Origin of the sequence: Actinomyces oris, assembly GCF_001937445.1 — a bacterium.
Classification (GTDB): Bacteria; Actinomycetota; Actinomycetes; order Actinomycetales; family Actinomycetaceae; genus Actinomyces; species Actinomyces acetigenes.
Window position 1 is genome coordinate 93274 of the sequence record NZ_MSKS01000016.1, and the last position, 12791, is coordinate 106064.

Consider the following 12791-nt stretch of genomic DNA (forward strand, 5'->3'; position numbering starts at 1 on the left):
GATAAGCGCTGTGACGGCTCAGGAGAAACTCTCCGAGGAGGTTGGCCGGGACGCAGGTCGGCTCTCCTGCTCGGATCGACGAGGGCCTCGCCCGCGTCGCCCCTGCTGGCCGAGCGGCGCCTTGGTGGTGCCGCCTTCTGGAAGAAGACTGGCCGGGGCCAGCGCGTCGGCGCCCCACCTGCGGCGCACGGCGTCGGCGGCCCGCTCGGAGGCGCCGCGCCGCGGGTCCTCGTCCAGGAGGAGCTGCACACCGTCGTCGGGGCGCAGCAGCCCCTCGACCCGTACCCCCAGGAGGCGAAAGCCGCCGGGCGGGGTGGGCAGGGCGGAGTAGAGCGAGGAGACGGTCTCCCAGATGTCCTGGGCGAGGTCGGTGGGAGTGGCCAGGGTGCGCGAGCGGGTGACGGTGGTGAAGTCGGCCCCTCGGGCCTTGAGGACGGCGACACGGCAGCGCAGGTCCGCCGCGCGCAAGCGGGCGGCGCACTGGTGGGTCTGGTCCAGCAGGACCCGCCGAGCGTGCTCCCGGTCGGTGAGGGTCTCGAAGAAGGTGGTCTCGGTGCCCACCGACTTCTCCTCGCGCACCGGCTCCACCCGGCGGGGGTCGACGCCGTGGGAGAGCTCGTGCAGGTGGTGTCCTGCGGCCCGGCCGAGGATCTTCTCCAGGCGGCGCACGTCGGTGCCTTCCAAGGTGCGCACGTCCTGGATCCCCCACCTGGCCAGGATCTCCTGGGTCCGGGTGCCCACGCCCCACAGCGCCCCGACCGGCAGCACGTTGAGGAAGTCCTGCGTGGAGGCGGCCGGCACCAGGAGCAGTCCGTCCGGCTTGGCGTGGGAGGAGGCGAGCTTGGCGATGAACTTGGTGGAGGCGATGCCCACGGAGGCCGGAACGCCCACTCGCCGGCGTATCTCGGCGCGGATCCAGCGGCCGATGGTCACCGGGGAGCCCATGCGGCGCCTGGCCCCGGTCACGTCCAGGAAGGCCTCGTCGATGCTCACCTTCTCCAGGACGGGGGTGACCTCCGCCAGGACGGCCATAACCTGGGCGGAGACCCGGGAGTAGAGGCCGTGGCGCACGGGCAGGACCACGGCCTGGGGGCAGCGGCGGGAGGCCTCGGCCATGGACATCGCCGAGGAGACGCCGAAGGCTCGGGCCTCGTAGGAGGCGGCCGAGACGACGCCCCGGCCGTCGCGGCCGCCGACGATGACAGGGCGGCCGGCCAGCTCGGGGTGCTCGAGGAGCTCGACCGAGGCGAAGAAGGCGTCCATGTCGACGTGGATGATGGGGGTGGCCGAGTCATCGTCCCCCCAGGACCGGCGCGCGGCCTGGGAACGGGGCGCCCTGCTCATCTCCACCTCCTCGACGACCGCGGCTGGTTCACCGGCTGACGGGACCGGAGGAGTCCGCCCGCGCTCCTCTCAGGCTACCGTGGGGCTGTGACACGTAGACGCAGGACCTCCGGGGCCCCGGCGCTGACCGGCCTGCCCCAGGGCCCGGTGCGCACCTCCTTGGCCACGGCCGAGCTCGTGGCGCGAGACACCGGGATCCTCCTCATGCTCGATGGCGCAGAGTCCTCCTTCCTGGACCTGCGCGACCCCTCCCACCTGGACTTCGAGTACCACCAGCAGATGGACGCGGTGCTCACGGCGCTGCGCGGCGAGGGCGGTCCCCTCAGGGCGCTCCACCTGGGCGGGGCGGGCTGCGCCCTGGCCAAGGCGTGGGACGTGACCCGCCCCGGCTCCCAGCAGGTCGCCGTCGAGATCGATGAGATTCTCGCGAGCCAGGTGCGGACCTGGTTCGACCTGCCCCGATCCCCCAGGCTGAGAATCCGGGTCGGTGACGCCGCCAAGGTGGTCGCAGGGTTGCGGCCCGGCCAGTGGGACGTTGTGGTGCGTGACGTGTTCGACGGCGGGAGTGTGCCGGCCTCCTGCAGGAGCCAGGAGTTCCTCGACTCCTGCCTGAGGGCACTGGCGCCTGACGGGTTGCTGCTGGTCAACACCGCCTCCATGCCGCGCGCCCGGGCCGGCGCTGAGATCACGGCGCTCACCAGGGCCCTGGGTGGGGACGTCTCCCGCGCAGTCATCGTCGCCGACCCCGCCGCGGTGCGTGGCAGGCGTCGGGGCAACCTGGTGCTGGTGGCCCGCCAGACCCCTTTCACGGCGGGCGAGCTCGAGGAGGTCGAGCGCGCGGTGCGCCGTCTGCCGCTGCCGGTGCGCACCTGGTCGCTCGACGACGCAGCGGTTCCGCGACCCGAGGGCGGCTAGCCCCCGTATGAGGCGTATGAGACGGCTGACCGGCGAAGCCGGCTCGGGGCCTCCCCGCACCGCCCAGTACCGCTCAGCCCCCGCGGCCGGGGTTCCAGCCCTGGGGCCCCAGGTCCCCGGAGTCGTTGGCCTCCAGGAAGGCCTCCAGGCGTGCGCCGATCTCCTCGGCGCTGGGCAGGTTGAGGATCGGTGCGGACGTGTCGACCTCATCAATGGCGATCCTGGGGGCCATGGCGTCGTACTGGGCCTCCAGGGCGGAGACGACGGCGCTGACCTCCGGCTGCTGGGCGGCCTCGGCGTTGATCTCGGCGCGGTTGATGCTGGCGGCGGCCTCGAGGTCCCCCACCGGCAGTGCCAGGCCGGTGGCCTGCACGATGGCGGTCAGCAGCGCCGAGGCCCCCTGCGGGAACTCGTCGCGGGCCACGTAGTGCGGGATCGCGGCCGAGACTCCACGGGAGTCCAGGCCCAGCTCACCCAGACGCAGCTCGAGGTAGGCCGACATCGACCCGGGCAGCTCAACGTGCCCGAAGAGCTCGGGCTGGTTGGGCAGCAGGTCGGGCTGGCTGCCGTGGTGGTGGACGTAGGTCGGGCGCGTGTGGGGCACGGCCATGGGGATGCCACTCATGCCGACGGCCTGGCTCACGCCCATGGAGACCGCCAAGTGAGCCACGGCTCCGACAAACTCGTCCCAGCGGTAGTCCGGCTCGCTGCCGTGGAGCAGGAGGACGTCCTCGCCGTCGTCGTCATGGAGGAGGTCCAGGACCAGCTCGGGCATGATGACTGAGGAGTAGTTGTTGTGGACGAAGGTCATCGTGGGACGCCTGGCGCGGTAGTCCACGAGGGCGTCGATGTCGAAGGTGGCGACACGCTCGCTGGGAAGCGTCATGAGCAGCTGGTCGACGGCCAGGGCGCCGGCGTTGCCCGCGTCCATGGCGCCCTCGAAGTGGTGGATGAGGACCCTCGGGGAGATCGGCTGATCCGCGGGGTGCTGGATGGTGAACAGTGGTCTCACAAGCCCGTCTCCTCCTGTCTGGTCTGATTCATCCTCCCGCAGCATCGGCCCGTCGGTGCGCTCGCCCGCCCTGACGGGCGAACGAGACCGACGGCGCCGGGGAGGGCGTGTCCGTGTCGTGCAATGGTCTCAGCATGGTCTGGGTTCAGCGCCCGGTGCGATCCCGTCTGAGTCGCTTCCTGGTCGAGCGATGTCGAGTGACCTCGGCTCAGTGACACGATTCGGCGTTTTATCAGGATTCGTCCGGGTGAGTGCCCGGGAACAGCGGTTAGCGTCCTGGGCACTCCTGCCAACACCTTCTGGATTGTCGATGTTCCCGCCCACGCCGGGTTCGGGCGCCTTGTTCGCCCTCGGCGTCCCCGTCGGGGCGTCAGCAGGAGAATAATGGGTCGACCGTACTGAAGCCATCACCGACCCCAGTACCCGTCAGCGTCAACCAGAGCCGACCAGCGCGCCCCACGTGCCTGCCGGCCGGAACCAGAACCGATGCGAGGCCTTGTGAGTCAGACGATCCCCTCTCGCCCACCGCACTCCCAGCAGGAGGCGCCGTCGCGGGTGGAGGAAGATGCGGGCAGTGTCCGCGAGCGCGAGATGCGCGGTGAGCAGGTTGTCGTTGACCTCGCCTACAGCGAACTGGACCGTCAGCTGGCTCAGGCCCGTCACTCCCTTGCCCGCACCGAGGCCCAGGGCGTCAGCGGCACCCACCAGTCCCGCGGGGAGCGGGACGCCTACGCCGTGCACTACTCGTCGCTGGTCTCCTCCCTGGAGGGGGTCGAGGACCGTCTGGTCTTCGGGCGGATGGACATGAGCGGGTCAGCCGATGACGCGCCGGACTCGGGGCTCTCGGGGAAGGCCTCCGCCACCGGCTCCGGCCGGGGTACGGGTGGCTCCTCCCCGGTCACTGACGGGGGGCGGCGCCACTACGTGGGCCGTATCGGTCTGCAGGATGCTCAGCACCGTGAGGTGATCCTGGACTGGCGCGCCCCTCTTGCCCGGGCCTTCTATCAGGCCACGGCCTCCCGCCCCATGGGGCTGGTGCGTCGGCGGCACATCGACACCCAGGCCCGTCAGGTGCTCGGGGTGGAGGACGAGGTCCTGGACCTGGCCGCCCTGGAGGCCGGCGAGGCTCCGTCCGGCTCGTCGGGGGCCGCCGTGGCCGCCGGGGACCTGCAGGGCGAGGGGGCGCTCATCGCCGCGATGTCCAGCGCCCGCGACGGCCGCATGGGTGACATCGTGGCCACGATCCAGGCCGAGCAGGACCGGGTCGTCACCTCCTCGGGACGCGGTGTGCTCGTGGTCCAGGGAGGCCCGGGGACGGGTAAGACGGCGGTGGCGCTGCACCGGGTGGCCTACCTGTTCTACTCCGAGCGCGAGCGCCTGGAACGCTCCGGCGTGCTCCTGGTGGGGCCGTCTCGCACCTTCCTGCGCTACGTGGAGCAGGTCCTGCCCTCCCTGGGCGAGACGGGGGTGGTCTCCACGACGATCGGAGACCTGGTTCCCGGGGTGCGGGCCACGGCGCAGGAGGACGCCCGCGTCGCCGAGCTCAAGGGGCGCTCCGTGTGGGTCAAGGCCCTGGAGCGGGCGGTGCGGGGCCTGCAGCGCGTCCCGGATGCTCCCCGTGAGATCGAGGTCCAGGGTGTGCGCCTGTCGCTGAGACCCGACGACGTGCGTGAGGCGGCCTCCCGGGCCCGTCGGGGCGGCAAGCCCCACAACCTAGCCCGTGAGGCCTTCGTGATCTGGCTCCTGGAGCGCCTGACCGACCAGTACGCGGCGGCCACGAACCAGGACGCCTCGGATGCTGACACGCGCGCCTGGATCCGGGAGGACATCCGTACCGCCCGCGACGCCCGCCGGGAGATCAACCTGTGCTGGATGCCGACGACACCTCAGGGGCTGCTGGAGCGGTTGTGGAGCCGGCCCGCCCTCCTGGAGCAGGTGGCGCCGTCCCTGAGCGAGCAGGAGCGCGCGCTGCTGCACCGCGAGCCGGGAAGCGCCCTGAGTGCAGCGGACATCCCGCTCATCGACGAGCTGGCCGAGCTGCTGGGCCCCAGTGAGGACGCCCAGGCCCGGCGCGCCCGCCTGGAGGCCCGCCGCCGCGAGGACCTGGTGGCCTACGCGGCCCAGGCGATCGAGTCCCAGGAGCTGGGCGGCGGGATGGTCAGTGCCGAGATGCTGGCCGACCGGGTCTCCCAGGGCGGCCCCACCCTCACTCTGGCCGAGCGGGCCCGGGCGGATCGGACGTGGACCTACGGGCACGTCGTCGTCGATGAGGCCCAGGAGCTGGGCACCATGGCCTGGCGGGCGCTGGCGCGTCGCTGCCCGGTGCGCTCCTTCACGGTGGTGGGAGACCTGGCCCAGTACTCGGGCCCCCACGCCCCCGGCAGCTGGGGTGAGGTGCTCACCGCCCTGGGGACGGCGTCGGCTGAGGATACCGCGGAGGCCCAGAGCCGGTCCCGGTCGCAGTCCCGTCACCGGGCCCGCTCCCGCTCGCGGCAGGGCCGCCAGCCGGGGCACTCGCGCGCAGGCTCGACCCCGCTGCGCGAGGAGGCCCTCAGCGTCTGCTACCGCACACCGGCCACGATCATGGAGGCGGCTGAGCAGACGGTGACGCACCTGGGCCACCCGCCGGTCTACCCGGTGCGCTCGGTGCGCGACCTGCCCGGCTGCCTGGAGGTCACCGACCTGTCCCAGTCCCCTCGGGGCGCCCAGCCCGATGCCTGGGCGAGTCTTTTGCGTGAGGTCGTCGCCCAGGAGTCGGCCCGCCTGGATGAGCAGGTAGGTGCCGGCGTCGGACGCATCGCGGTCATCTCCCCCTCCCCCGGCCGCACTGAGGCGCTGCTGCGCGAGGACCCGGGCCTGGCCGCGGCGATGGAGGCTCCGGGAGGCGACGTGCTGCGCTCGCGGCTGCTGGTGGTCGACTCGGTGCTGTCCAAGGGGCTGGAGTTCGACGTCGTGGTGCTCGTGGACCCGGCCGACGTCGGTGAGCGCAGCGCAGGCGACCTGTACGTGGCGATGACTCGCCCCACGCGCCGCCTGCGGGTGGTCAGTCGTCTGCCTCTGCCCCGGGGCCTGGAGCCGCGTTCCTCCGGCCGGTGAGCCGGATCGCACACGGCCGTCACCGCCACCAACCACGCAGGTTACGCCACCGTAGGTTACGGTTGCTCCTGAGTTCTCGTCGTCGTACCGGGCGGCACCCGTGGCGGACGAGGCCCTCCCTGTCAGGGGAAGGCTCATGACAGACAAGGGGGAAGACCCATGAGTGCTTCACGCACGTCGGCACCCGCACTCACGCACGACACCTCACCGGTGGCCGGCTTGGACGCCTCTGACGATGAGGTCCTTCAGGCCGTCTACCGGCAGGCCGGGGTGCCTTCCACGATCCCGGCGGTCAGCGAGCCCCTGCCCTGCATGCTGCGCGACGCCGCCCGGGACTTCCCGGACCGGGTGGCCCTGGACTTCCTGGGCGCAACCACCACCTACTCCCAGCTGGAGACCCAGGTGGCGCGGGCCGCGGAGGCCCTGCGGGGCCTGGGGGTCGGGCGCGGGGACGTCGTCGGGGTCATTCTTCCCAACTGCCCTCAGCACGTGGTCGTGGCCTACGCGGCCTGGCGCATCGGGGCGATCGTGGCCGAGCACAACCCGCTGGCGCCCGCCGCCCAGCTGCGCGAGCAGTTCCACATTCACCGCGGGCGCGTCATCATCGCCTGGGAGAAGACCCTCGAGCGCCTCGTGGCGGCGGTGGGTTCCCTGGAGGCGGCGGGCCTGGGGGGCCTGAGCGTGTACTCGGTGGACCTGTCCCGTCATCTTCCGTTGCGCAGCCGCCTGGCCCTGAGGCTGCCGGTGGCCGCCGCCCGCACTCAGCGCCGCGAGCTGCGCGGCAGGATCCCTGCCGGGGTGCGCTCCTGGGACGACCTGGCCGCCGCCGCCATCCCCTTGGCCACGGGCTTCCCCCTGCCGAGTGTCTCGGAGGCGGCGGCTCTGCTGTACACCGGCGGGACGACGGGCACGCCCAAGGCTGTGTGCCTGACCCATGAGAACCTGCGCTCCAACGCCGAGATGTCCTTGGCCTGGGCGTCTGGCACCACGAGCGCGGGCAAGGAGACCTTCTACGCCGTCCTGCCCTTCTTCCATGCCTTCGGCATGTCCCTGTCGCTGCTGTGCGCGGTGGGGCTGGCCGCCACCCAGGTGGTGCTGCCCAAGTTCGGGGCGGACCTGGTGCTGGCCGCCTGGAAGCGGCGCCCGGCCACCTTCTTCCCCGGGGTGCCGGTCATGTTCGACCGTCTGGTGACCCGGGCTCGGGCCACGGGGACGAACCTGTCCTCCTGCAAGATCGCCGTGTGCGGGGCGGCCCCCAACCCGCTGGCGGTGGCCCAGGCCTGGGAGGAGGCCACCGGCGGCACCATCATCGAGGGCTACGGAATGACCGAGTCCTCCCCCATCATCCTGGGCAACCCGATCTCGCCGGCGCGTCGTCCCGGCACCCTGGGGGTGCCCTACCCCTCCACGCAGGTGCGCCTGGTGGACCCTGAGGACGTCGAGCGCGAGGTGGCCCCCGGAGAGGTCGGCGAGCTGCTGGCCCGCGGCCCCCAGGTGTTCTCCGGCTACTGGGACAACCCCGAGGAGAGCGCCGAGGTGCTGCTGGACGGGGGCTGGCTGCGCACGGGCGACCTGGTGCGCCAGGAGGCAGACGGCTTCTACGTCATCGCCGACCGCCGCAAGGAGCTCATCATCTCCGGGGGCTTCAACATCTACCCCACGGAGGTGGAGGCAGCGGTCCGCTCGATGCCGCAGGTCGAGGACGTCGCCGTCGTCGGGTTGCCGGCCGAGGCCGGCAACGAGTCCGTCGTCGCCGCGATCCTTCCCAAGGAGGGCCAGACGGTCACCCTGGAGCAGGTGCGCGAGTGGGCGGCCAAGAATCTGTCCAACTACGCCCTGCCGCGCCAGATCGCGATCCTGACCGAGATGCCCCGCTCCCAGATCGGCAAGGTGCTGCGGCGCGTGGTGCGCGACGAGCTCCTGGCGGCCCGGGAGGCGGCCTCCGGGGCGGCAACGGCGGCGGCCGTGTCCATCGTCGAGCACTTCCCCGGCAGGGGTGAGCGCAAGGACGGCGGTCAGCAGGAGGGCGGCCAGGACGGCAAGGCCGGGCCGCATGACACCGCGGCCTCCCGCTGAGGGCCCGCCTTCAGATCGCAGCCGTCCCAGATCACCCGACTGCTCCCACCCACAGCCCGATTCGACTCCACAGACATGACTGACAGCACGACCAACGCCGCCGCCTCGCCACCGCAGGCCGCCCAGGACCACCGCCACTATCTGCGCCCGCACTACCAGCCCGGTATCCCCGCGGCGATCGAGGTTCCCGACGCGCCGCTCAGCGAGCTGCTGGAGACGGCGGCGCGCTTCTACCCCGACCGGGTCGCCATCGACTTCCTGGGTGCGGCCATGACCTACCGCGAGCTGCTGGAGGCCTCGGAGCGGGCGGCGCAGGTGCTGCGGACCTCGGGGGTGCACAAGGGCGACCGGGTGGCCCTCATCATGCCGAACTGTCCGCAGCACGCCGTGGCCCTCTACGGGGCGCTGCGCATCGGTGCGATCGTGGCCGAGCACAATCCGCTGGCGCCCGCCGAGGAGATCCGCTCCCAGCTGGATGCTCACGGGGCCCGGGTCGTCATCGTGTGGGAGAAGGGCATCGATCTCGTCACGGATGCGGCCGCTGGTTCGCGCTCCGGCGACGTGCTCCAGGGGCGCACGGTCTTCAGCGTGGATCTGTCAGCAGCGATGCCGGTGCGCCTGCGCGCCGCGCTGCGTCTCCCGGTGGAGCGGGCCCGCCGGCAGCGGGTCGCCTTCCGGGCCCAGAGCCTGCCTGCGGGGGTGCGCTCCTGGGACAAGGAGGTGGCCGGCGCTCACCGGATCCCCTCGCGCTTCCCCTACCCGGCCGGCTCCGACGTGGCGGTCCTGCTGCACACCGGCGGGACGACCGGCACACCTAAGGCGGCGATGCTCACGCACACCAATCTGCGGGCCAACGCCAACCAGGCCATCGCCTGGGTGCCGATGCTGCACGAGGGCGGGGAGAACTTCCTGTGCCTGCTGCCCTTCTTCCACGCCTTCGGGCTGACCTTCAACCTCTTCTGCGCGGTGCAGAAGGCCGCCACCCAGGTGATGCTGCCGAAGTTCTCGGTGGATCAGGTGCTCGCCGCGCACGAGCGGCGCCCCTTCACCTTCTTCGTCGGCGTGCCGGTCATGTTCGAGCGGATCCTCGACGGCGCTCAGAAGCGGGGCACGAGCCTGGGCACCCTGCGCTACGGGGTGTGCGGGGCGGCCCCGATGCCGCCGGAGGTCGGGGCCCGGTGGGAGAAGGCGACCGGTGGCTTCTTCGTCGAGGGCTACGGCATGACCGAGACGAGTCCGATCGTCGCGGGCACGCCCATGGGGCCCTCGCGCCGCCTGGGCGCTCTGGGGCTGCCCTTCCCGTCCACGGACGTGCGCGTCGTAGACCCCGAGGACCCGGACCCCGACCGGGAGGTTCCCGACGGCGAGCCGGGCGAGCTGCTGGTGCGCGGCCCCCAGGTCTTCGCCGGCTACTGGGAGGACGAGGCGGCCACGCAGGCCGCGATCCTGCCGGGCGGGTGGCTGCGCACGGGCGACATCGTGCGCCGGGAGGACTCCTTCCTGTGGATGGCCGACCGCAAGCGCGAGCTGATCCTCACCGGCGGCTTCAACGTCTACCCCAGTCAGGTGGAGGCGGCGATCCGTTCGATGCAGGGCGTGGCCGACGTCGCCGTGGTGGGCCTTCCCGACGGCGCTATGGGCGAGCTCGTGTGCGCCGCCGTGGTTCTCACCGAGGGGACCGCGCCGGGGTCGGTGACCCTGGAGGCGGTGCGGGAGCACGCCGAGCGGACGGTCCCGCGCTACGCGCTGCCGCACCGCCTGGAGATCGTCAAGGAGATGCCACGCTCCCAGATCGGCAAGATCCTGCGCCGCGTCGTGCGCGAGCGGGTGCTTGCCGGAGCCACGGAAGAGGGCTGAGCGGCCGCGGTACCGGTCGCCTCTGTGCCCGCCCGGGTCTTACGGGGTCAGTGCCCGCTCCCAGGGCTCCACGTCACCGGGGACGACCCGGAAGATCGGGTGCGCTTCAAGCCGCTCCGGCAGGGGCAGGAGCTCGGGGGCGCGCCCGGCCAGCTTGGCCTCAAGGTGCCTTCGTTCCAGGTCCATCTGCCCCTCGGTGACCGTCAGGCTGACGCCGACGCACTCCGGCTCAGGGACGTCAATGCGGGTGGTGTCAAAGCGGTAGCCGCGCCGAACGGCCTCCTCACGCAGCCCCCACAAGTAGGCGCCCACCGCCACCGCCGGGGTGACCGGATCAGGGGCGGCGCGGAAGCGCTCGAGCTGGGGGTGGTTGCGGTAGCCGCGGGTGCGTCCGGCCAGGACCGCCTGGGCCAGGAGTGTCTCGCGCCAGCAGGCCACCAGGCCGGCGCGGTCCAGGTGGCTCGGGTGCAGCGACCACATGCGCATCGCGGGCGCGCCCTGCTGGTTCTCAGAGCAGCCCGGAGGCGACCAGGACCTCACGCAGGGCGGCGACCTCGGTCTCCTCGGCGCGCACCAGGGGAAGGCGCAGGGAGGGGCTGGGCAGGCGTCCTTGGAGGTGCAGGGCCTCCTTGGCCATGACGGCCCCCTGCCCGCCACCCATGATGGCGTGGACCAAGGGACGCAGGCTCCGGGCGAGGGTGCGGGCGCTGGCCAGGTCCCCGGCGTCAACGGCGCCGATCATCTGGCGCCAGGAGTGGGCGTCGGCATGGGCGGCCACGGAGATGACGCCGGAGGCGCCGTGGGTGAGCCAGGCGAAGTTGAGGCCGTCGTCGCCGGAGTAGTACTCCAGGCCGGTGGACTCCATGCGCCGGAAGCCCTGCTCGACGTCACCGGTGGCGTCCTTGACGGCCTTGACGCGGGGGTTCTCGGCCAGGCGGGCCAGGGTCTCCTCGGTGATCTTCACGCCGGTGCGCCCGGGGATGTCGTAGACCATGACGGGCAGGTCGGTGGCCTCCACGACGGCATTGATGTGCTGGTAGACGCCCTCCTGGCTGGGGCGGTTGTAGTAGGGGGCGTTGATGAGCAGGCCCTCGGCGCCGGCCTCCTGGGAGGCCACGCCGATGCGCACCGCGTGGGCGGTGTCGTTGGAGCCGGCGCCGGCCATGACCATGGCGCGCCCGTCCAGGGCGTCCTTGACCTGACGGATCAGCTCCTGCTTCTCGGGAGTGTGAGTGGTCGGGGACTCACCGGTGGTGCCCGACAGGAGGATCAGGTCGGCGCCGTCATCGACCAGGCTGACCGCCAGGGCACGGGCGGTGTCGAAGTCGACCTCCCCACTGGGCGTGAAGGGGGTGACCATGGCGACGCCGACGGAACCGAAGCTGCGGGAGGGGGCTGCGCTCATGGCGCCACCCTAACGCGGGCCGGGCGTACGGAAGATGCGTTCTCACGATCTGTCAGATAGGCGAGCAGCGGACAGACTACAGGCCGATTATGTCCGAATGGGACGACTTTGGAGTCTCCGGCCCTCACCACTGCTGGGCCGGAACCCCTCCGACCTGCACAAACGCAATCTGGCTCCGTGAAACGCTCCAGTCAAAGTCGTCCCATTCGGACACTTTCCCGCCACCCGCCTGGCCACCGAGCGTTCTCCAGGCCTTGCGCCCATGGCACCCGGGCCTCCGACATCGATATGCACAAGGTCCTAGGCTCGAGTCATGGACTCCTCGACCCCCGCAAGCTTCTCGCCTTCCGGCAGCCGGGACGAATCCTCTGTTCTGGGCGCTGATCCGTTGGCCGGACTCGGCTCCGATCTGAACATGCGCGCACCTCACCAGCACTCCCCCGGCACTCATGACCTGCATGATCACGATGACCCTCAGGCACCGGGGGGATTCGTGCGCCCTGCTAGGGCGGCGGACCTGACGGCGATCGGGCAGGTCCAGGCCGCCACCATGCTCGCCTCTCTTGAGGCCGGCCACACCGCCGAGCACAGTGCCCCGCTGCCCGAGGGCGTGCGGGCGATGATCGCCGCCCCGGTCATCGCGGCGGGCTGGGAGGCGGCGGTGACTGAGCCGCCCTCGCCCGAGCACCACGTCCTGGTGGCCACCACCGCCCAGGCGGATGCTGTGAGCCGGACGGTGGTGGGTCTGCTGGGCCTGGCCCCCACCCAGTCCATGGACGCCGAGGGGCACGTCGACGAGTCCGGAGTACGGGCCGTGGAGGTCACGGCCCTGGGCGTGGAGCCGGCCAGTCAGCGCCGCGGGCACGGCTCCCGGCTCCTGGCGGCGGCCGTGGACCTGGCCCGGCAGGACGGCGCCAGGGCGCTCGTGGCCTGGGCGGTGCGCGGGGATCAGTCGGTCAGCCGGCTCCTGTCCTCGGTGGGCATGGCGCCCACCGGGGCGCACCGGGTGCTCGGCGTCGGTGCGGGCATCACAGAGGACTGCTGGGCGGCCTCGCTGTAGCACCTCACCGGCCCCCTACCCGGCCC

At 72.0% G+C, this 12791-nt stretch carries 9 protein-coding genes; 5 read left to right on the top strand and 4 right to left on the bottom strand.

The features are described 5' to 3' along the window. Positions 1-18: 18 nt before the first annotated feature. On the bottom strand, positions 19-1344 hold the full coding sequence (gene dinB, locus BKH20_RS05780; protein ID WP_075390303.1) for a DNA polymerase IV: 1326 nt from the start codon (positions 1342-1344) through the stop codon (positions 19-21). Between the two features lie 87 nt (positions 1345-1431). On the opposite strand from dinB, the gene BKH20_RS05785 reads away from it, so the two are divergent. Beyond that, positions 1432-2259 (top strand): spermidine synthase, encoded by an 828-nt coding sequence (locus BKH20_RS05785; protein WP_256693046.1) that lies wholly within the window; start codon positions 1432-1434, stop codon positions 2257-2259. A 73-nt stretch (positions 2260-2332) separates the two neighbouring features. On the opposite strand, the gene BKH20_RS05790 is transcribed toward BKH20_RS05785, so the two are convergent. After that, positions 2333-3271, bottom strand: coding sequence for a PAC2 family protein (locus BKH20_RS05790; protein WP_075390304.1), 939 nt, complete (start codon positions 3269-3271; stop codon positions 2333-2335). Positions 3272-3757: 486 nt separating this feature from the next. Here BKH20_RS05790 and BKH20_RS05795 point away from each other — a divergent pair, with 486 nt between their 5' ends. From BKH20_RS05795 to BKH20_RS05805, 3 genes are all read left to right on the top strand, one after another. Further along, the gene (locus tag BKH20_RS05795; protein ID WP_075390305.1) at positions 3758-6367 is read left to right on the top strand and encodes a HelD family protein; all 2610 of its coding nucleotides are present in this window, start codon (positions 3758-3760) and stop codon (positions 6365-6367) included. Positions 6368-6526: 159 nt separating this feature from the next. Beyond that, positions 6527-8443 (top strand): AMP-binding protein, encoded by a 1917-nt coding sequence (locus BKH20_RS05800; protein WP_075390306.1) that lies wholly within the window; start codon positions 6527-6529, stop codon positions 8441-8443. Between the two features lie 75 nt (positions 8444-8518). Further along, positions 8519-10300 carry an AMP-binding protein gene (locus BKH20_RS05805; protein WP_075390307.1) on the top strand — a complete coding sequence of 594 codons (1782 nt, stop codon included), beginning with the start codon at positions 8519-8521 and terminating at the stop codon, positions 10298-10300. Between the two features lie 39 nt (positions 10301-10339). Here BKH20_RS05805 and BKH20_RS05810 read toward each other — a convergent pair whose 3' ends face one another. Together BKH20_RS05810 and dapA are read right to left on the bottom strand one after the other, a co-directional pair. After that, positions 10340-10786, bottom strand: a complete 447-nt coding sequence (locus tag BKH20_RS05810; RefSeq protein ID WP_081381610.1) for a pyrimidine dimer DNA glycosylase/endonuclease V — start codon at positions 10784-10786, stop codon at positions 10340-10342. Between the two features lie 22 nt (positions 10787-10808). After that, positions 10809-11705 carry a 4-hydroxy-tetrahydrodipicolinate synthase gene (dapA, locus tag BKH20_RS05815; RefSeq protein ID WP_070662140.1) on the bottom strand — a complete coding sequence of 299 codons (897 nt, stop codon included), beginning with the start codon at positions 11703-11705 and terminating at the stop codon, positions 10809-10811. 313 nt (positions 11706-12018) lie between these two features. On the opposite strand from dapA, the gene BKH20_RS05820 reads away from it, so the two are divergent. After that, a complete protein-coding gene (locus tag BKH20_RS05820; protein ID WP_070662138.1) occupies positions 12019-12765 on the top strand; it encodes a GNAT family N-acetyltransferase in 747 nt (248 codons plus the stop codon). Positions 12766-12791: the final 26 nt, after the last annotated feature.

Coding starts and splice junctions, on each gene's coding strand:
- dinB (WP_075390303.1), bottom strand. CDS start 1,344: ATGAGCAGGGCGCCCCGTTCCCAGGCCGCGCGCCGGTCCTGGGGGGAC.
- BKH20_RS05795 (WP_075390305.1), top strand. CDS start 3,758: ATGCGAGGCCTTGTGAGTCAGACGATCCCCTCTCGCCCACCGCACTCC.
- BKH20_RS05800 (WP_075390306.1), top strand. CDS start 6,527: ATGAGTGCTTCACGCACGTCGGCACCCGCACTCACGCACGACACCTCA.
- BKH20_RS05805 (WP_075390307.1), top strand. CDS start 8,519: ATGACTGACAGCACGACCAACGCCGCCGCCTCGCCACCGCAGGCCGCC.
- BKH20_RS05810 (WP_081381610.1), bottom strand. CDS start 10,786: ATGCGCATGTGGTCGCTGCACCCGAGCCACCTGGACCGCGCCGGCCTG.
- dapA (WP_070662140.1), bottom strand. CDS start 11,705: ATGAGCGCAGCCCCCTCCCGCAGCTTCGGTTCCGTCGGCGTCGCCATG.
- BKH20_RS05820 (WP_070662138.1), top strand. CDS start 12,019: ATGGACTCCTCGACCCCCGCAAGCTTCTCGCCTTCCGGCAGCCGGGAC.